Below are 17,521 nucleotides of genomic sequence, written 5' to 3' on the forward strand. Positions count from 1 at the left end.
ACGCCGGCCGCGTGGCCGGTCAGACGAGCCCGAAATCGTCGTTGCTGTCGGGGATCGATGCGAGCAGCCGTTCGAGCCGGTACCAGCCGACGATGCGCAGGCACCAGGCGGCGATCGTGGCGCGGTCATTGCGGGAGCGGGGGCCGGATGACGGGCGGGGAACGGCGGAAGGCGAGGACGCAGAGAGCGCGACGCGTTGCGCAAGGCATTGATGGGGCATGACGGTCTCCGTAGGTGTCGGATGGGGCCATCGTAAGCGGCGCCGCGCCCGCCGGCGCACACGCAAGGATGCCCCTGAGCAGAAACGGATGATCTTTTTCTGCTCGGCCCGGGCGTGCCCCCGGCAGGCCCGGCAGGCGGCCCGAAAACGCGTCACAATGCGCGTTCGACATCCCCATCCACGGGAGGAAGGCCATGAGCGATGCGATTCTCGCGGCGCCGACGGACAACGGCGTCCCGGTCAGCCTGCGCACCAGCCGCGGGCTCGGCTGGCAGGGCTTCGGCGCGTCGCTGCTGGAGATTCGCGCGGGCACCTACCGGATTCCGGCGGCCGACCATCACCGGATCGGCGTGCATATCGGGCCGCCCGTCCGCGCGGATTGCGTGTGCGACGGCGAGCGCGTGTCGCGCATCCAGGCACATGGCGACGTCGACGTGATTCCGGCCGGCCTGCCCGGCCAGTGGACCGACAGCGCCGACTGCCGGATCCTCCATATCGCGCTTACCGACACGTTCGTGCGGCGGACCGTCGAACAACTCGAACTGAAGCCGTCGCAGGGGCAGATCCGCCGCCGGCTGCAGGTGCGCGATCCGCGCCTGCAGCACATCGCGTGGGCGATGGCCGCCGAACTCGAAGCGGAAGACGCGTCGGATCCGCTCTATGCGGAAAGCCTGTGCACGGCGCTCGTCGCGCGACTGGTCGACGGCCAGCCGGCGTTTCGCGAGCGTCGCCGCACCCTCGCGCCGAAAGCGGCCGCGCGCGTGATCGACTATGTCGAAGCGAACCTCGACCAGCGCATGACGCTGGCCGAACTCGCGGCGCTCGTGTCGATCAGCGTGCCGCACTTCAAGGTGCTGTTCCGCGAAACGCTCGGGATGCCCGTGCACCAGTACGTCGTGCGGCGCCGGGTCGAGCGCGCGAAGGCGTTGTTGCTCGAAGGCCGGCTGAGCATCAGCCAGGTCGCGCTCGAAGCCGGGTTTGCACACCAGAGCCACATGGCGAACTGGATGAATCGCGTGCTGGGTGCGACGCCGACCGAGATTGCGCGGTCGGGCGAGCGGGGCGGGCTGCGACTGGCTTATGACGGCGAGAGCAGCGCGAGCGGGGCATAGCGGAGCGATGGCGCCGCGCGGGATATGCGTTGTCGCTTCGGATCTCGGGGCCCTTGTCCGACAGGCTGTTGGACAATGACCGCGATCGTCCTCATCCAGAAAGCGCTGCACCGTTCCCGGTCTCGACGGGCCTGCTGAAGCGCAGCGCCTTGGCATGAGCAGCTCATCCATCGCCAGTGTGTCGTCGTTGCCCGTCATCGGCAGACCGCAGGACGCGAAGCCACTAGCAAGGCGGCGGACGACTCGCATGGCCACCGCCCCCAAACCCATCATCCTTTCCTGCTGGTTTCATCCCTCCCTGTGCGCCGCTCCCTCCGCGCAACCCGACAATCACCCCACCTTCACCCCCTCAGGAGCGAATCGTGTTCGTGATCTTCGGTGCATCCGGCAACGTCGGCCAGTCGACCGTGACGGCCTTGCGCAACGCCGGCCATCCCGTGCGCGCGGTGTTGCGCGACGCACGCCATCGTGAACGTTTCGCGCAGCTCGGCTGCGACGTCGTGATCGCCGAGCTGACGGACGCGAACGCGATCGCTGCGGCGATCGACGGCGCGCGGGCCGTGCAGATACTGTGCCCGGTACCCGTCGCGGACCCCGATCCGGCCGCGACGATGACGCGGACGATCGATGTCGCGACCGCCGCGCTCGCCGCGAATCCGCCGCCGGTGCTGCTCGCGCTGTCGGACTACGGCGCGGAGCGCGACGGCAATACGGGCATCACCCGCCTGTTTCATCACTTCGAGGAACGGCTGAAGGCGATCCCGACGCACCTGACGCTGCTGCGTTCGGCCGAGCATCTGCAGAACTGGGCGCGCATCCTGCCGGTCGCGCTCGGCACCGGCGTGCTGCCGAGCTTTCACCATCCGGTCGGCAAGGTGTTCCCGACGGTCTGGGCGCCGGATGTGGGCGTCGTCGCGGCGCGGTTGTTGGTCGATGCGCCAGAACGCGGCAACGGGCCGCGCATCGTCAGTGTCGAAGGGCCGCGGCGGGTGAGCGTGACGGCGATTGCCGATACGCTCGGCGTAGCGGCCGGCCGGGCAATCGTCGCGCATGAACTGCCGCGCGACACCTGGGCCGCGACGCTGCTGCGCGCCGGCCTCAGCGAACGCCATGCGCAGTTGATCGTCGATCTGTACGACGTGCACAACGCCGGGCTGATCGACGTCGAGGACGGTGTGTCGGAGCGGCTTTACGGGACGACGACGCTGACTGACGCACTCGCGCAACTGGTGCGCCAGCACGCGCGGTAGCGGCGGTGGCGACTGATGTTGTACATCACGCCGGTCGCCGCACCTTGTTCAGTACCGCATACGAAAGCGACCCGATCACGATTCCCCAGAACGCGGAGCCGAGCCCGAGCCACGTCATGCCCGATGCGGTCGCAAGGAACGTGATCAGCGACGCCTCGCGGTGGTTTTCTTCCTCGAAGATCACCCTGTACGAACATGGCGAAATCGTGTCGGTGAGTCTGGAGGACGATTGGGGCGACGGGATGTGATCGGTTGCCAGGGAAACGAAGTAACCGCTTGCAGGCGGCGCGTGTAGGGCATGCGCCGCTGCTGGTCCGGTCGCAGGGCAGGTTCAGGACGCCGGCGTCGAAGTAACGAAGCGCCGTGCGTCAGATACTCCCCGGCACGGGACGTTTATGTTTTATGTAGTACGAATTTTATTGAGATGAGTCGATGCGTGACGCGATTAGGATTGACCTTTTCGAAAGGATCAGTCAATGAAGCGACGCATTGCAGTTGTTGGCGATAGTCTTTCAAGTGGCGGGGCAATTCAGCCATACAGCGGACCACCGTTCCTTTTTCATGGGCATCAAGCAGCTCTGATTGGCGGAAGCGCATTCTGCGAGGCATGCAAAGACACCGGTATCATCGCAAAGGCGGGTGGTCCGTATCGGCTCAAGTTTCAAGGCGAGGTCGCACTAGACCAAGACATCGTACTGTGCGGTTGCTCGGCGCCTCCGCATATCATGGCTTCACTTGCCGGCGAAGCATGGTGCAGTGATGGGCTAAAGGGCCTCGGGGAAGTCGTTTCGAGCCGCACGGCAACCGGTGGCGTCGCATCGGTCAAGAAAGGCGCATACGACGAACGCGTGAAGGCGACCGAGCATGCGACGGAAGGCATGCCGTACTACATCGAAACTTCGGATGGCCGCGTGCATTACGGGAGGCTTGACGCGAGCGGCCGGCTTCCCCGCATCCACACCGGTGACAACTCCGACGACTACACCATCTATTGGGGTGATGACGCTCTCGTGAAGCAACACGGAGAATGACACGTGCCACACCCTAAGCCAATCAAAATCCGTTCGAACAACACGCAAGGTTCAGAGAGGGAAGTACCTCTTTCAGGCGTCACGTTTAAAGAGCTTTGGGATAACTTCCCCTCGGGCAAGCCGTATGACAACCCCGCCTACACAAATCAATGCGCCATTCGGATGAGTGTCACATTGCATCGCGTAGGCGTTGGCATGAAGTCATTCAACTCGAAGACGATAAGGCCCGTGTCGGGTGCAAAGACTATCGGCCGAATCTTTCTCGATGATAAACCGACCGCAACGCGTGCCGAAGAGATGGGAAAATGGTTGCAGCTGCAGCCCTTCGCCGGTCTTCCCAAAGCAGAGGACATCACTGGGTCGGAATGGGAGTCGAAGGTCAAGGGGCGCACCGGTATCATACAGTTCTCCAGGTACTGGACGCGCGACGGCGAATCGACCGCGAATGCGAGTGGTGGCCACATAGATTTGTGGAACGGTTCGCGAATGACGATCAGCAGTGTGCCTGGTGCGATATCAACGTTCGGCAGAGTTTTCGGCCTGCACGAACTTCTCCCCGACACGGATTTCGGTTGGTCAGACCTGCGCAACTCCAAGCAGATACTCTTTTGGGAAATCAAGTAATGCGCCGTTTCTTTGGGACCGCAGGATTCGGGCTCACTGGCGTCGCTAGTGTTGTCATATGGACGTTGATTGACAGTTACTTGTGCTCAGTCTTTTCGAGCCTCTGCGTCCCGCGCGCGGGCGAGTGTGGCGGCGGCGTGGATGCTTGCGCTATAACCATACAGAGTACGATCAAACTGTTCTCGTACGTCTTTGGCCCGATGATTCTGTTTGCGGCGTTGGGTTTCTACCTGTTTGCGCGGCCCCGCCCGCCGCTCGTCATTGCCGGATATCTCGTTGGCGTGGTCGCTGCCCATTGGCTCTTGGCGTTTCTGTGCGTGCGCATATTGCACACCTGACTGGCCGAGGCTGCGACTGACGTTGCACATCACGCCGGTCGCCGCACCTTGTTCAGTACCGCATACGAAAGCGACCCGATCACGATTCCCCAGAACGCGGAGCCGAGCCCGAGCCACGTCATGCCCGATGCGGTCGCAAGGAACGTGATCAGCGACGCCTCGCGGTGGTTTTCTTCCTCGAAGATCCCGTGTACGTTCGCGCCGATCGCACCGATCAGCGCGAGCCCCGCGAGGATCGCGACGAATGCCTTCGGCAGCGCGAAGAACACCGTGACGATCGTGCCCGCGAACAGCCCGCCGACCAGGTAGATCGCTCCGTTCGCGAGCCCGGCGATGTAGCGCCGGTCCGGGTCCTCGTGCGCGTCCTTGCCGGTGCACAGCGCGGCCGTGATCGCCGCGACGACGATCGTGATCCCGCCGAAGCACGCGACCACGAGCGACATCACACTGGTCGCCGTGATGATCGGCCGCGCGGGGGTGTGATAGCCGGACACCCGCAGGATCGTCATGCCCGGCAGGAACTGGCCGGTGAGGCTGACGACGACGAGCGGCAGCGCGAGGCTGAGCGTCGTGCCGAGCGTCCATTCGGGCGCGATGAAGATCGGGTGCGCGAGGCTCGCCGACACGTTGCCGAGATGCGTCATCCCGAGCAGCGTCGCGAGCGCGGCGCCCGTGAGCAGCACGAGCACGATGCTGTAGCGCGGCAGCAGGCGCCTGAAGATCACGTAGGCCGCGATCATCCCGAACGCGAGCGCGGGCTGCTCCGACGCGGCGGCGAACGCATGCGTGCCGAACGGCAGCAGGATGCCGGCCATCATCCCGCACGCGATACCGCGCGGAATATGGCGGACGAGCCGGTCGAAATAGCCGGTCACGCCGATCAGCAGGATGATCAGCGCGGCCGTGAGGTACGCGCCGACGGCCTGGTTGAGCGTCAGTTGCGGAAACAGGCCGACGAGCAGCGCGGTGCCGGGCGCCGACCACGCGGTGATGATCGGCACCTTCAGCTTCCAGCTCGCGAACAGGCCCGATACGCCCGCGCCGATCGAGATCGCCCAGACCCACGACGACACCATCGCGTCGGACACATGGGCGGCCTGTGCGGCCTGGAAGAAGATCGCGAGCGGGCCCGCATAGGAAATCAGCACCGCGAGAAAGCCCGCGGTAATCGCGGAGACGGACCAGTCGTTGCCGATCGCGCGGATCGTGCCGGGCGGGGTGTTCGGTTGCATCGTCGTGGGGAAGTGCGGCGCGCGGCCGGGGGCAGAGCCGGGGCGAATGATTGTTGGAAGCCCCGGACGAGCCGTCATTCTGGGCATTGCCGACGCAATTGGCAATGCGCGGGTGTGAGCGGTGTTGTCGGTATTTTGTAAGGTTTTGGCCGTTAGCGAGCCGGATCGACGGAGATCGAATCGACTTGCTCCACGACCTTGACCGCCTGTGTCAGATCGCCTTCGAGCGTGCGGCCGTGGCTGTCGTAAAAGATCTGGGTCGTGTAGATCGTCAGCGTGGCCGGAACCGGCTTGCCGTGATCGCGCCAGTCGACGGGCACCGTGTAGGGGCCGATTCTCGCGCCGGACAAACCGGGGATGGCGGCACCCGAGATGCGAATGCCGACCGCGGCGCCGCGCATCTCGAAGGTTGCCAGGACGAAGCGCTCCAGCGCCGGCTTGTTGCGGAACAGGGGCAGGATGTCGTCGCGGAATCCGACCGTGCCTTCCGCGAATCCGGTCAGTGGAAGCAGGGTCAGCAGCAGGGCCGCCAGGACGCGCCGGGCCCCGTTACGCGTGCGTGATGTCGATTCTGGTGCGTGCATGCTTGACGTCTCCTCCTGCCGGATTGCCGTGGCCCGTTTTCCCGGTGGAGACTGTACCGGAAGCGGCGGGATCGGCGCGTTTTCGCCGCGACGACGAGGATCGCCCCAGGGTCACGTACTGATCTGCAACACCTCGTCGACCACCGCCACCTTCGCGCCCCGCCCCGTCGACAACGACGCCGTGCCCTGCTCGAACGGATGCACGGGCGTATCGGTCGGCGTCCACGCATGGCGCGCCAGCAGTTCGCGATACCCGCCGCGAATCACGAAGCCGCCGCATTTCTCCGCATACGCGTCGCGGCGCATCCGGTACGCGCGCGGCAGGTCGTACCACGGCAGCTTCGGCAGGTCGTGATGGACGAGGTGATAGTTGTTGTTCAGGTACAGCAGCCGCATCGCGAAGCCGGCTTCATTGATCGCGATGCGCGCCTTCGGATGCGGCGCGGCGCGGTGCTCGTACAGCGAGCGGATCATCGCGATCGACAACGCGGGCCACGTGATCGCGAGCAGGTAATACCACCACGGGATGCCGATCGCCCACTGCAGCCACGCGAGCAGCGCAACCACGCAGGCGACGTGCGTCGCCCACATCGGCAGATAGCGGAAATCGCCGCGCCGGAACGCGGCAAATGCGTCGACGCCCATCGCGGCGATGCTCAGCGGCGGCCCGGCGACGAATCGACCGACGAAGGTCTTGCGTGCGACCGTCAGCACTCGGCGCCAGCGCGGCAGCCGTGCCCAGTGCTCGCGCGTGACGTAATTCGTTTCGGGATCGACGCCCGGCGCGGTCAGGTCTTCGTCGCGATGATGGTCGAGATGCGTGTCGCGATACAGCGTGTACGGATACCAGACCGTCAGCGGCGGATAGCCGAGCAGCTTGTTCACACGCGCGGAGCGCGTCGGGTGGCCGTGCAGCAGCTCGTGCTGCAGCGACAGGTGCCATGCGCCGAGCAGGATCAGCGGCGGCGTCGCGGCCGCGCGCGACAGGGTGCCGTCGCGCACGAGCAGCAGCACGGCGAGCCAGCCGCCGTAGATCGCGACGACCAGCAGCCAGGTCGGCCACTCGGTGCGGGCGGTGAAGCGGGTGTCGAGCGCGGCGATCGCACGCGCGTGGTCGACGTCGAAGTATTCGGCCATGGCGTTGAGGCGGGATTGAACGGGCGGTGCGGGGAACGCGCGGTTGAACCGGCAAGCTCGGCCCGGGTGCGCAGGTGTCTCGCGGATCACGGTCGGCCTGTCCGGCATCACGCGTGGTGGCGATGCGCGAGCAGGCATCAGGACGGTACCGGGATCGCGCCGCGCGGCCAACCAATCGATTCGGATTTGCTTATCGTCGCGGGGCCGATAAGCTTCGGGCGTGCCGCGCCACGTTCAGCCCCTGTTTTGGCGCGATCGAACCGGGTTCCGCTACGCGAGCGTCGATGCGTAGAATGCCCGCATGAGCTCATGGATCGCCGCCCTGCCGATGTACAACGTGACGCCGCGCCACGACGCACTGTGGCGCGCACTGCTGCGCGATGCACTCGATGCGTTCGCAAACGCGGGCGGGCCCGCCGCCGATGTCACGCTTCCCGATGAATCCTTCGACGATCTTCACGCGCTGTGGCGGCGCGCCGATCTGCTGCTGTCGCAGACCTGCGGCTACCCGTACCGGATGCTGGGCTTGCGCGATGTCGTGCGACTGATCGCGACACCCTCTTTCGACGCGGACGGCTGCGATGGCGCGCACTACAGCAGCGTGCTGGTCGTGTCGGCACGTGCGCATGCGGCCGGCGCGACGACGCTCGCCGCATGCCGGGGGCTGCGGGCCGCATTCAACGGTCGAGATTCGCACAGCGGGATGAACGCGCTCCGGCATGCGGTTGCGCCGCATGCGCACGACGGACGATTCTTCGGATCGGTGGCGGCGTTCGGCTCGCACCTGAACGTACTGCGTGCGCTGGCTTCGGGCGACGCCGATTGCGCAGCGATCGACTGCGTGACGTTCGCATACGTGCGCGATGCGTTGCCCGAGTTGCTGCAGGACCTCCGGATCGTCGGGATGACCGCATCCGCGCCGGGGTTACCGTTCATCGCCTCGCGGGCACTGGAGGACACACAGGTCGCTGCGTTGCAGGATGCGCTCGATCACGCAGTGACGGCCGATGCGGAACGGGCGCGCGTGTTGCGGCTCAAGGGATTCGAACGGCTGTCGCCAGCCGACTACGACAGGATTGCGCGGTTCGAGCAGCAGGCGGCCGCGCACGGTTATCCCGCGCTGGCCTGAGCGCCGCGAGCGCGCGTTGAAGCGCTAGAACGGCAGCGTGCCGGGCGGCGCGTTGCGCACGACGGCGAGCGTCGTGCCGATATGGTCTTCGAGCGCGAGCGCCGCGCGCGCATCGGCGCGCCGCATCGCGGCGTCGAACAGGCACTTGTGCTCCGCATGCACGTCGCGCTTCGAATCGCCGAGCCCGATGCACACGCGCCGGTAACGTTCGCTTTGCTGCGACAGCATGCGCAGGATCAGGTAAGTCCACGGCGTCGCGGCCGCCGAGATCAGCGCTTCGTGAAAGCGCCGGTTGCATGCTTCCCACGCGGTCCGGTGTTCGATCGATACCGGCTGCTCCCAGGCCGACAGCATCTCGAAGCTTTGCCGCACTCTTTGTTCCCACGCATCGTCGCCGCGCCGCACGGATTCGCGCAGCGCATCGACCTCGATATGGATGCGCAGCCGCGTGATCGCTTCGAGATCGTCGACCGACATCGGCGTGACGCGAAACCCGCGCTGCCCTTCGGCGACGACCAGCGCATCGCTGACCAGCCGCGTGAGCGCCTCGCGCAGCGTGCCCGCGCCGACGCCGTACACGTTCTTCAGGTGCTCGACGCGCAGCTTCGCGCCGGGCGGGTAGTGCCCCTCGATGATGTGCTGGCGAAGCTGGTGGTACGCATGCTCGCTGAGCGTGCGGGCATGCGGTTCGACCGCGTCGTCGGCGGCCGGCTCGATCGCAGGCGCGGAGTCGTCGGGCAGCGCGTCGGCGAACGGGTGGGTGGGCAGGATGGTATTCATGTCACGCGTCCTCCGAATCCTGTTTGCGGTTGAGGCGATAGCTGAGCTGCGCGCGCGTCAGCCCGAGCAGGCGGGCGGCGGCCGACAGGTTGCCGTTCGAGCGATCGACGGCCTCGTGCAGCAGCGCGCGCTCGAGGCCGTCGAGCCCGCCGCCGCCCTGCAACTGGTCGAGGATCGTCGCGCAGTCGATCGATAGCGCGGCGGCCGGCTTGATCTGCCCCGCACGATCGACGGTCGCGCCGCCAGGCAGCCCGACGCCGGGGAACAGGTCCTTCGCGTCGACCGGCCGGTTGGGGCGCGACAGGATCACTGCGCGCTCGATCAGGTTCTCCAACTCGCGCACGTTGCCGGGCCACCGGTAGCCGCGCAGCGCGTCGTACGCATAGTCGGTCAGCGTGGGCGCCGGCTTGCCGTGCAGCGACGCGAAGCGTTCCAGCATCGCGTCGGCGAGCAGCGCGATGTCGTCCTGCCGGTCGCGCAGCGGCGGAATCAGCACCGGGTAGACGTTGATCCGGTAGTAGAGGTCGGCGCGGAAGGTGCCGTCGCGCACGGCCTGTTCGAGATCGCGGTTGGTCGCCGCGACGACGCGCACGTCCACCTTCCTGCCGTCGGTCGCGCCGAGCCGTTCGACCTCGCCTTCCTGAAGCACGCGCAGCAGCTTGGCCTGCACGTCGAGCGGCAGCTCGCCGATTTCGTCGAGGAACAGCGTGCCGCCGTTCGCGCGCTCGAAGCGCCCGGCCCGCGCGACCTGCGACCCCGTGAAGGCGCCTTTCTCCGCGCCGAACAGTTCCGACTCGATCAGCGCGTGCGGAATGGCCGCGCAGTTGATTGCGACGAACGGCTTGGCGGCGCGCGGGCTGAGGCTGTGCAGCGCGCGCGCAAAGCGCTCCTTGCCGACGCCCGTCTCTCCCGTGAGCAGGACGGCCACCTTGGTCGGCGCGGCCGTCTCGAGCAGCGCATAGGCGGCGCGAAACGCGTCGGAGCGTCCGACGAGCCGCGTGCGGCCATCGTCGGGTGCGATCTCGAGGCGCAGCGACTCGACCTCGGTCTGCAGGTCGCGGATCGTGTTGATCAGCGAATCGGCCTTGAACCACGACGAGATTTCCTCGGCGTCGGGCCATTCCTCGGCCGGCTTGCCGACGATCGTGCAGTGCGGGTCGTGCATGCCGACGCAGCTCGTTTCCTTGAACAGGATCGTCCGGCCGATGAACGCGCTCGTATAGCCGGTCGCATAACCGATCAGCATCCAGCACACCGGCTCGGGCTGCGGCCCGAACGTGCGGCGGTGCACGTCGGCCTCCCATGAATGTTCCCAGCGGTATTCGCAATAGAACGCGCCCGTCGCGGGATCGGCCTCGAAGCGCAGCGGCGTGACCTGCACGGCGCCTTCGAGCATGTGCAGCTGCGGGCCGACATGGAACATGTCGAACAGCGACGCGCCGCTGCGGATCTCGCGGGCGAGCGCGGCGTCCCGTTCGCCGGCGGCGAAGCCGACGCGCGTGAAGAAGCGCCGCGTCTGCGCGGGCCCGACGCTTTCCATCAACTCCTGGCGCAGCGTCGCCAGCGCGCCGGCATGGAGCAGCACCATCCGCTGTCCGGCGAGCCAGATGCGGCCGTCGCTCGCCGAAAAATGGATCAGCTTGCGCAGGTCGGTGTCCGGCGGCAAGGGGGGCAGGCTGGGCCGCGTCATGTCTCCTCCGTCGAGATTTCTCGTGATTTTCGAAATTTCCGCAAGCGGCGCCCCAACCCGGGCGACCGTTTGATCATTTCATCAAATGCGTGCCGCCAGGTTGCTCAAATGATGAAGAGGGCCGCCGAATCAGGCGTTTGGCGCAGTGTCTCGGGCGCGTTTTCCCTTCTGGTTAACCGCCATTGTGGATCGCGAATTTGAACTTTGCGTCAGGGCTTTCCCTGAATTATCGAGATTTTTTGCGGAACCGGCCGCGCGTGGCACGGATGCTGCATTGAAGGACGGCATGGAGGCGACACTGATCATGAATCCAACCGACACCGATCTTTCCCCACTCGACCCGGGCCGCAAGTGCGTCCGCGTCACCGGCACGAACCCGCGCGGCTTCGTCGAATTCGAGTTGTCGATCGGCGGTGCGCCGGAGCTGTGCGTCGAGCTGACGTTGCCTCCTGCCGCCTTCGACGCGTTCTGCCGCGAACAGCAGGTCACGCGGCTGGACGTCGAAGCGAACCCATGACCTTGAGGAGCAAGAAGTGACCATCGAGCTGAAGACAGTCGACATCAAGCCGCTCCGGCACACCTTTGCGCACGTGGCGCAGAACATCGGCGGCGACAAGACGGCGACGCGCTACCAGGAAGGCATGATGGGCGCGCAGCCCCAGGCGAACTTCCATTACCGCCCGACGTGGGATCCCGATTACGAGATCTTCGACGCGTCGCGTTCGGCGATCCGGATGGCGAACTGGTACGCGCTGAAGGACCCGCGCCAGTTCTACTACGCGTCGTGGGCGACCACGCGGGCGCGCCAGCAGGACACGATGGAAGCGAACTTCGAGTTCGTCGAGTCGCGCCGGATGATCGGCCTGATGCGCGACGACGTCGCCGCGCACGCGCTCGACGTGCTGGTGCCGCTGCGCCACGCGGCCTGGGGCGCGAACATGAACAACGCGCAGGTCTGCGCGCTCGGCTACGGCACCGCGTTCACGGCGCCCGCGATGTTTCATGCGATGGACAACCTCGGGGTCGCGCAGTACCTCACGCGGCTCGCGCTCGCGATGGCCGAACCCGACGTGCTCGACACAGCCAAGGCGGCGTGGACGGCCGGCGCCGCGTGGCAGCCGCTGCGGCGTTATGTCGAGGACACGCTGGTGATTGCCGATCCGGTCGAACTGTTCGTCGCGCAGAACCTGGCGCTCGACGGGCTGTTATATCCGCTCGTGTACGACCGCTTCGTCGACGAACGGATCGCGCTCGCGGGCGGCACGGCGGTGGCGATGCTGACCGCATTCATGCCCGAATGGCACACCGAGTCGAACCGCTGGATCGATGCCGTCGTGAAGACGATGGCGTCCGAATCCGACGACAACCGCGCGCTGCTGGCACGCTGGACGCGCGACTGGTCCGCGCGGGCCGACGCGGCGCTCGCGCCGGTGGCGGCGCTGGCGCTGCAGGACGACGGCCGCGCCGCGCTCGACGAAGTGCGGGAACAGTTCCACGCGCGTGTCGCGAAGCTCGGCCTCGCGCTCTGACGCCGGGCCGCCCACCTTTCATCCAGGAAACCAGCATGTCCAACGTATTCATCGCCTTCCAGGCCAATGAGGAGTCCAGACCGATCGTCGAGGCGATCGTCGCCGACAACCCGCTCGCGGTGGTGGTCGAGTCGCCCGGCATGGTCAAGATCGATTCGCCCGACCGGCTGACGATCCGCCGCGAAACGATCGAGGAACTGACCGGCACGCGCTTCGACCTGCAGCAGCTTCAGGTCAACCTGATCACGCTGTCCGGCCACATCGACGAGGACGACGACCAGTTCACGCTGAGCTGGTCGCACTGAACGCCGCGCCACGCGCACCGACAACACCGGAGACACGAATGGACACGCCAACGCTCAAGAAAAAACTCGGCCTGAAGGACCGCTATGCGGCGATGACGCGCGGCCTCGGCTGGGAGACGACCTACCAGCCGATGGACAAGGTCTTCCCGTACGACCGCTACGAGGGCATCAAGATCCACGACTGGGACAAGTGGGTCGATCCGTTTCGCCTGACCATGGACGCGTACTGGAAATACCAGGGCGAGAAGGAAAAGAAGCTGTACGCGGTGATCGACGCGTTCACGCAGAACAACGCGTTCCTCGGCGTGACCGATGCGCGCTACATCAACGCGCTGAAGCTGTTCATCCAGGGCGTGACGCCGCTCGAATACCTCGCGCATCGCGGCTTCGCGCACGTCGGCCGGCACTTCACCGGCGAGGGCGCGCGCATCGCGTGCCAGATGCAGTCGATCGACGAATTGCGGCACTACCAGACCGAAACGCACGCGATGTCGACGTACAACAAGTTCTTCAACGGGTTCCATCACTCGAACCACTGGTTCGACCGCGTCTGGTACCTGTCGGTGCCGAAGTCGTTCTTCGAGGATGCGTACTCGTCGGGGCCATTCGAATTCCTGACCGCCGTGAGCTTCTCGTTCGAATACGTGCTGACGAACCTGCTGTTCGTGCCGTTCATGTCGGGCGCGGCCTACAACGGCGACATGTCGACCGTCACGTTCGGCTTCTCCGCGCAGTCGGACGAATCGCGCCACATGACGCTCGGCATCGAGTGCATCAAGTTCCTGCTCGAACAGGATCCGGACAACGTGCCGATCGTGCAGCGCTGGATCGACAAGTGGTTCTGGCGCGGCTACCGGCTGCTGACGCTCGTCGCGATGATGATGGACTACATGCAGCCGAAGCGCGTGATGAGCTGGCGCGAGTCGTGGGAAATGTACGCGGAGCAGAACGGCGGCGCGCTGTTCAAGGATCTCGCGCGCTACGGCATCCGCGAGCCGAAGGGCTGGCAGGACGCATGCGAAGGCAAGGACCACATCAGCCACCAGGCATGGTCGACGTTCTACGGCTTCAACGCGGCGTCCGCGTTCCACACGTGGGTGCCGACCGAGGACGAGATGGCGTGGCTGTCCGCGAAGTATCCCGACTCGTTCGACCGCTACTACCGCCCGCGCTTCGACCACTGGGGCGAGCAGGCGAAGGCCGGCAACCGCTTCTACATGAAGACGCTGCCGATGCTGTGCCAGACCTGCCAGATCCCGATGCTGTTCACCGAGCCCGGCAACCCGCGGAAGATCGGCGCGCGCGAATCGGACTACCTCGGCAACAAGTTCCATTTCTGCAGCGATCACTGCAAGGAAATCTTCGATCACGAACCGCAGAAGTACGTGCAGGCGTGGTTGCCCGTGCACCAGATCCACCAGGGCAACTGCTTCCCGCCGGATGCGGACCCGAGCGCCGAAGGCTTCGATCCGCTCGCCGCCGTACTCGATTACTACGCGGTGGGCATGGGCCGCGACAACCTCGATTTCGAGGGCTCGGAAGACCAGAAGAACTTCGCGGCATGGCGTGGCCAGGCCACGAGCAACTGATCGATACGCAACACCTACGCAACCTTGAACGAGACCGGCGCGCGCGCGAACGCGCGAACGCCGGCCGACAGGAGACAAGCATGGCCGTCATCGCGCTCAAACCCTATGACTTCCCGATCAAGGACGCGGTCGGGAAGTTTCCGGCACCGCTGCTCTATGTGTGCTGGGAAGACCACCTGATGTTCCCGGCGCCGTTCTGCCTGCCGCTGCCGCCGGACCTGCCGTTCGGCGCACTCGCGCGCGACGTGCTGCCGCCCGTCTATGGCTACCACCCGGACTTCGCGAAGATCGACTGGGATCGCGTCGAGTGGTTCCGCTCCGGCGAGCCGTGGACGCCGGACGCGGCGCAGAGCCTGGCCGGCAACGGCCTCGGGCACAAGGACCTGATCAGCTTCCGCACGCCGGGCCTCGACGGCCTCGGCGGCGCGAGCTTCTGACCGCGACGCGGACGGGCGAACCATCATGAGCCACCAACTAACCATCGAGCCGCTGGGCGTCACGATCGAGGTCGAGGAAGGACAGACGATGCTCGACGCGGCGTTGCGCCAGGGTATCTACATTCCGCACGCGTGCTGTCACGGGCTGTGCGGCACCTGCAAGGTCGCGGTGCTCGACGGCGAGACCGACCTCGGCGACGCGAACCCGTTCGCGCTGATGGACTTCGAACGCGAGGAAGGCAAGGCGCTCGCGTGCTGCGCGACGCTGCAGGCCGACACCGTGATCGAGGCCGACGTCGACGAGGAGCCCGACGCGGAGATCATCCCCGTCAAGGACTTCGCGGCGGACGTCACGCGCATCGACGCGCTCACGCCGACCATCAAGTCGATCCGGCTGAAGCTGTCGCAGCCGATCCATTTCCAGGCCGGCCAGTACGTGCAGCTCGAGATTCCGGGGCTCGGGCAAAGCCGTGCGTTCTCGATCGCGAATTCACCGGCCGACGTGGCCGCCACCGGCGAGATCGAGCTGAACGTCAGGCAGGTGCCGGGCGGGCTCGGCACCGGCTACCTGCACGAGCAGCTGGCGACCGGCGACCGCGTGCGGCTGTCGGGCCCGTACGGCCGCTTCTTCGTGCGCCGCTCGGCCGCGTTGCCGATGATCTTCATGGCCGGCGGATCGGGCCTGTCGAGCCCGCGCTCGATGATCGCGGACCTGCTCGCGAGCGGCGTCACCGCGCCGATCACGCTGGTTTACGGCCAGCGCAACGCGAAGGAACTCTATTACCACGACGAATTCCGTGCGCTCGCCGAGCGTTACCCGAACTTCACGTACGTGCCGGCGCTGTCCGAAGGGGCGGCCGATGCCGGCGGCGGAATCGCGCAGGGGTTCGTGCACGACGTCGCGATCGCGCATTTCGACGGCGACTTCTCGGGTCATCAGGCGTACCTGTGCGGGCCGCCCGCGATGATCGACGCGTGCATCACCGCGCTGATGAAGGGCCGCCTGTTCGAGCGCGACATCTATCACGAGAAGTTCATCTCGGCGGCCGACGCGCAACAGACGCGCAGCCCGCTGTTCCGGCGGGTGTGACATGGACGCGGGCCGCGTGTGCGCCACGGTGACGATCGCGCAGACCGACGAGCGCTATGCGTGCGCGTCCGGCGAATCGTTGCTGGCCGGCATGGCGAAGCTCGGCCGGCGCGGCATTCCGGTCGGGTGCCTGAACGGCGGGTGCGGCGTGTGCAAGGTGCGCGTGCTGCGCGGCGCGGTGCACCGGCTCGGGCCGATCAGCCGCGCGCACGTGAGCGCCGACGAAGAACTCGACGGCTATGCGCTCGCGTGCCGTGTCGCGCCGGACGGCGACGTCGAGCTGGAAGTGGCGGGCCGGCTGAGAAAGCCGTTTTTCTGCGGCTCGGCGTGCGCCGGGACGCCGGATCTCAACAAGTAACCAAGGAGGAGACTCACCATGGGTGTGATGCGTATTGGTCATGTCAATCTGAAGGTGATGGACATGGAAGCGGCGTTGCGTCACTACATCCGCGTGCTCGGCATGCAGGAGACGATGCGCGACGCGGCCGGCAACGTCTACCTGAAATGCTGGGACGAATGGGACCGGTATTCGCTGATCCTGTCGCCGTCCGATCAGGCGGGGCTCAAGCATGCGGCCTACAAGGTCGAGCACGACGCCGATCTCGACGCGTTGCAGCAGCGTATCGAGGCGTACGGCATCCCGACGGAGATGTTGCCCGAGGGCGCACTGCCGGCGGTGGGCCGCCAGTTGCGCTTCCTGCTGCCGAGCGGGCACGAGCTGCGCCTGTTCGCGAAGAAGGAGCTGGTCGGCACCGCGGTCGGCTCGCTGAATCCCGATCCGTGGCCCGACGACATTCCGGGCTCGGCCGTGCACTGGCTCGACCACTGCCTGCTGATGTGCGAGCTGAACCCGGAGGCCGGCGTGAACCGCGTCGAGGAGAACACGCGCTTCATGGCCGAGTGCCTCGACTTCCACCTGGCCGAGCAGGTCATGGTCGGCCCGGGCAACACGATCCAGGCCGCGACGTGGATGTTCCGCAGCTCGACGCCGCACGACATCGCGTTCGTCGGCGGCCCGCGCAACGGGCTGCATCACATCGCGTTCTTCCTCGACGACTGGGCCGACGTGCTGAAGTCGGCCGACGTGATGGCGAAGAACAAGGTGAAGATCGACGTCGCTCCCACGCGGCACGGCATCACGCGCGGCACGACCATCTATTTCTTCGATCCGAGCGGCAACCGCAACGAAACCTTCGCGGGGCTCGGCTATCTCGCGCAGCCCGACCGCCCGGTCACGACGTGGACCGAGGACGAACTCGGGCGCGGGATCTTCTTCCATTCCGGCGAGCTGAACGAAGCGTTCACGACCGTCTACACCTGACCGATCCCGCGTCGACCTCGCTCGACATCACGCTGCTGCGCACCTTCCTCGAAGTCGTCGACAGCCGCGGGTTCGCGCCGGCCGCGGAACGGCTCGCGCTGACGCCGTCCGCCGTCAGCGGCC

21 protein-coding genes and 1 pseudogene are annotated in these 17,521 nt (G+C 66.2%); 14 read left to right on the plus strand and 8 right to left on the minus strand.

Annotated features, from left to right (window positions below):
- Positions 1-19: 19 nt before the first annotated feature.
- Complete coding sequence (locus G3N61_RS15180) at positions 20-220, minus strand: hypothetical protein (RefSeq protein ID WP_205822884.1); 201 nt, start codon at positions 218-220, stop codon at positions 20-22.
- Positions 221-414: 194 nt separating this feature from the next.
- Here G3N61_RS15180 and G3N61_RS15185 point away from each other — a divergent pair, with 194 nt between their 5' ends.
- Both G3N61_RS15185 and G3N61_RS15190 read left to right on the plus strand, forming a co-directional pair.
- Positions 415-1,332, plus strand: coding sequence for an AraC family transcriptional regulator (locus G3N61_RS15185; RefSeq protein ID WP_205822886.1), 918 nt, complete (start codon positions 415-417; stop codon positions 1,330-1,332).
- Between the two features lie 362 nt (positions 1,333-1,694).
- Positions 1,695-2,582 (plus strand): NAD(P)H-binding protein, encoded by an 888-nt coding sequence (locus G3N61_RS15190; RefSeq protein ID WP_205822888.1) that lies wholly within the window; start codon positions 1,695-1,697, stop codon positions 2,580-2,582.
- A 25-nt stretch (positions 2,583-2,607) separates the two neighbouring features.
- On the opposite strand, the pseudogene G3N61_RS15195 reads toward G3N61_RS15190, so the two are convergent.
- A pseudogene (locus G3N61_RS15195) lies at positions 2,608-2,763 on the minus strand (benzoate/H(+) symporter BenE family transporter); the annotation flags it as partial.
- Between the two features lie 295 nt (positions 2,764-3,058).
- On the opposite strand from G3N61_RS15195, the gene G3N61_RS15200 reads away from it, so the two are divergent.
- Both G3N61_RS15200 and G3N61_RS15205 read left to right on the plus strand, forming a co-directional pair.
- Entirely contained in the window at positions 3,059-3,613 is a 555-nt protein-coding gene (locus G3N61_RS15200; protein ID WP_205822890.1) for a PAAR domain-containing protein, read from the plus strand.
- 3 nt (positions 3,614-3,616) lie between these two features.
- A complete protein-coding gene (locus tag G3N61_RS15205; protein ID WP_205822892.1) occupies positions 3,617-4,237 on the plus strand; it encodes a type VI secretion system amidase effector protein Tae4 in 621 nt (206 codons plus the stop codon).
- 86 nt (positions 4,238-4,323) lie between these two features.
- On the opposite strand, the gene G3N61_RS15210 is transcribed toward G3N61_RS15205, so the two are convergent.
- From G3N61_RS15210 to G3N61_RS15225, 4 genes are all read right to left on the minus strand, one after another.
- On the minus strand, positions 4,324-4,608 hold the full coding sequence (locus tag G3N61_RS15210; protein WP_205822893.1) for a hypothetical protein: 285 nt from the start codon (positions 4,606-4,608) through the stop codon (positions 4,324-4,326).
- A complete protein-coding gene (locus tag G3N61_RS15215; RefSeq protein WP_205822894.1) occupies positions 4,605-5,807 on the minus strand; it encodes a benzoate/H(+) symporter BenE family transporter in 1,203 nt (400 codons plus the stop codon). Before G3N61_RS15215 ends, G3N61_RS15210 begins: the two co-directional genes overlap by 4 nt.
- 152 nt (positions 5,808-5,959) lie before the next feature.
- The gene (locus G3N61_RS15220; RefSeq protein ID WP_205822895.1) at positions 5,960-6,391 is read right to left on the minus strand and encodes a hypothetical protein; all 432 of its coding nucleotides are present in this window, start codon (positions 6,389-6,391) and stop codon (positions 5,960-5,962) included.
- A gap of 111 nt (positions 6,392-6,502) precedes the next feature.
- A complete protein-coding gene (locus G3N61_RS15225) occupies positions 6,503-7,528 on the minus strand; it encodes a fatty acid desaturase (protein ID WP_205822896.1) in 1,026 nt (341 codons plus the stop codon).
- Positions 7,529-7,829: 301 nt separating this feature from the next.
- Between G3N61_RS15225 and G3N61_RS15230 the strand changes: the two genes are divergently transcribed.
- Positions 7,830-8,657 (plus strand): PhnD/SsuA/transferrin family substrate-binding protein, encoded by an 828-nt coding sequence (locus G3N61_RS15230; RefSeq protein ID WP_205822897.1) that lies wholly within the window; start codon positions 7,830-7,832, stop codon positions 8,655-8,657.
- A 24-nt stretch (positions 8,658-8,681) separates the two neighbouring features.
- Here the strand turns inward: G3N61_RS15230 and G3N61_RS15235 are convergent, their stop codons facing one another.
- Together G3N61_RS15235 and G3N61_RS15240 are read right to left on the minus strand one after the other, a co-directional pair.
- A complete protein-coding gene (locus tag G3N61_RS15235; protein ID WP_043178967.1) occupies positions 8,682-9,437 on the minus strand; it encodes a GntR family transcriptional regulator in 756 nt (251 codons plus the stop codon).
- Position 9,438: 1 nt separating this feature from the next.
- Positions 9,439-11,127, minus strand: a complete 1,689-nt coding sequence (locus G3N61_RS15240; RefSeq protein ID WP_205822898.1) for a sigma-54-dependent Fis family transcriptional regulator — start codon at positions 11,125-11,127, stop codon at positions 9,439-9,441.
- A 304-nt stretch (positions 11,128-11,431) separates the two neighbouring features.
- Here G3N61_RS15240 and G3N61_RS15245 point away from each other — a divergent pair, with 304 nt between their 5' ends.
- The 9 genes from G3N61_RS15245 to G3N61_RS39565 all read left to right on the plus strand — a co-directional run.
- Positions 11,432-11,644, plus strand: a complete 213-nt coding sequence (locus G3N61_RS15245; RefSeq protein WP_043179277.1) for a phenol hydroxylase subunit — start codon at positions 11,432-11,434, stop codon at positions 11,642-11,644.
- Between the two features lie 16 nt (positions 11,645-11,660).
- The gene (locus tag G3N61_RS15250) at positions 11,661-12,656 is read left to right on the plus strand and encodes a phenol hydroxylase (protein ID WP_089453929.1); all 996 of its coding nucleotides are present in this window, start codon (positions 11,661-11,663) and stop codon (positions 12,654-12,656) included.
- 35 nt (positions 12,657-12,691) lie between these two features.
- A complete protein-coding gene (locus G3N61_RS15255; protein ID WP_043178963.1) occupies positions 12,692-12,961 on the plus strand; it encodes an MmoB/DmpM family protein in 270 nt (89 codons plus the stop codon).
- Between the two features lie 38 nt (positions 12,962-12,999).
- Positions 13,000-14,550 carry an aromatic/alkene/methane monooxygenase hydroxylase/oxygenase subunit alpha gene (locus G3N61_RS15260; RefSeq protein WP_205822899.1) on the plus strand — a complete coding sequence of 517 codons (1,551 nt, stop codon included), beginning with the start codon at positions 13,000-13,002 and terminating at the stop codon, positions 14,548-14,550.
- Positions 14,551-14,630: 80 nt separating this feature from the next.
- Positions 14,631-14,987 carry a phenol hydroxylase subunit P4 gene (locus tag G3N61_RS15265; RefSeq protein WP_205822901.1) on the plus strand — a complete coding sequence of 119 codons (357 nt, stop codon included), beginning with the start codon at positions 14,631-14,633 and terminating at the stop codon, positions 14,985-14,987.
- A 25-nt stretch (positions 14,988-15,012) separates the two neighbouring features.
- Positions 15,013-16,077, plus strand: a complete 1,065-nt coding sequence (locus G3N61_RS15270; RefSeq protein WP_205822902.1) for a 2Fe-2S iron-sulfur cluster binding domain-containing protein — start codon at positions 15,013-15,015, stop codon at positions 16,075-16,077.
- A 1-nt stretch (position 16,078) separates the two neighbouring features.
- Positions 16,079-16,435 carry a 2Fe-2S iron-sulfur cluster-binding protein gene (locus G3N61_RS15275; protein ID WP_205822904.1) on the plus strand — a complete coding sequence of 119 codons (357 nt, stop codon included), beginning with the start codon at positions 16,079-16,081 and terminating at the stop codon, positions 16,433-16,435.
- A gap of 18 nt (positions 16,436-16,453) precedes the next feature.
- Positions 16,454-17,398, plus strand: coding sequence for a catechol 2,3-dioxygenase (locus tag G3N61_RS15280; RefSeq protein ID WP_043178953.1), 945 nt, complete (start codon positions 16,454-16,456; stop codon positions 17,396-17,398).
- A partial coding sequence (locus G3N61_RS39565) for a LysR family transcriptional regulator (RefSeq protein ID WP_241017757.1) occupies positions 17,395-17,521 on the plus strand: 127 nt, incomplete at its 3' end. The genes G3N61_RS15280 and G3N61_RS39565, both read left to right, overlap by 4 nt.

It is taken from the genome of Burkholderia sp. Ac-20349 (assembly GCF_017104865.1).
Lineage (GTDB): Bacteria > Pseudomonadota > Gammaproteobacteria > Burkholderiales > Burkholderiaceae > Burkholderia > Burkholderia aenigmatica.

Bases quoted from the DNA above. Each gene is read 5' to 3' on its own strand.
- G3N61_RS15265 (WP_205822901.1), top strand. From the start codon at position 14,631: ATGGCCGTCATCGCGCTCAAACCCTATGACTTCCCGATCAAGGACGCG.
- G3N61_RS15215 (WP_205822894.1), bottom strand. From the start codon at position 5,807: ATGCAACCGAACACCCCGCCCGGCACGATCCGCGCGATCGGCAACGAC.
- G3N61_RS15245 (WP_043179277.1), top strand. From the start codon at position 11,432: ATGAATCCAACCGACACCGATCTTTCCCCACTCGACCCGGGCCGCAAG.
- G3N61_RS15270 (WP_205822902.1), top strand. From the start codon at position 15,013: ATGAGCCACCAACTAACCATCGAGCCGCTGGGCGTCACGATCGAGGTC.
- G3N61_RS15280 (WP_043178953.1), top strand. From the start codon at position 16,454: ATGGGTGTGATGCGTATTGGTCATGTCAATCTGAAGGTGATGGACATG.
- G3N61_RS15260 (WP_205822899.1), top strand. From the start codon at position 13,000: ATGGACACGCCAACGCTCAAGAAAAAACTCGGCCTGAAGGACCGCTAT.
- G3N61_RS15225 (WP_205822896.1), bottom strand. From the start codon at position 7,528: ATGGCCGAATACTTCGACGTCGACCACGCGCGTGCGATCGCCGCGCTC.
- G3N61_RS15255 (WP_043178963.1), top strand. From the start codon at position 12,692: ATGTCCAACGTATTCATCGCCTTCCAGGCCAATGAGGAGTCCAGACCG.
- G3N61_RS15235 (WP_043178967.1), bottom strand. From the start codon at position 9,437: ATGAATACCATCCTGCCCACCCACCCGTTCGCCGACGCGCTGCCCGAC.
- G3N61_RS15230 (WP_205822897.1), top strand. From the start codon at position 7,830: ATGAGCTCATGGATCGCCGCCCTGCCGATGTACAACGTGACGCCGCGC.
- G3N61_RS15180 (WP_205822884.1), bottom strand. From the start codon at position 220: ATGCCCCATCAATGCCTTGCGCAACGCGTCGCGCTCTCTGCGTCCTCG.
- G3N61_RS15200 (WP_205822890.1), top strand. From the start codon at position 3,059: ATGAAGCGACGCATTGCAGTTGTTGGCGATAGTCTTTCAAGTGGCGGG.
- G3N61_RS15220 (WP_205822895.1), bottom strand. From the start codon at position 6,391: ATGCACGCACCAGAATCGACATCACGCACGCGTAACGGGGCCCGGCGC.
- G3N61_RS15185 (WP_205822886.1), top strand. From the start codon at position 415: ATGAGCGATGCGATTCTCGCGGCGCCGACGGACAACGGCGTCCCGGTC.
- G3N61_RS15240 (WP_205822898.1), bottom strand. From the start codon at position 11,127: ATGACGCGGCCCAGCCTGCCCCCCTTGCCGCCGGACACCGACCTGCGC.
- G3N61_RS15275 (WP_205822904.1), top strand. From the start codon at position 16,079: ATGGACGCGGGCCGCGTGTGCGCCACGGTGACGATCGCGCAGACCGAC.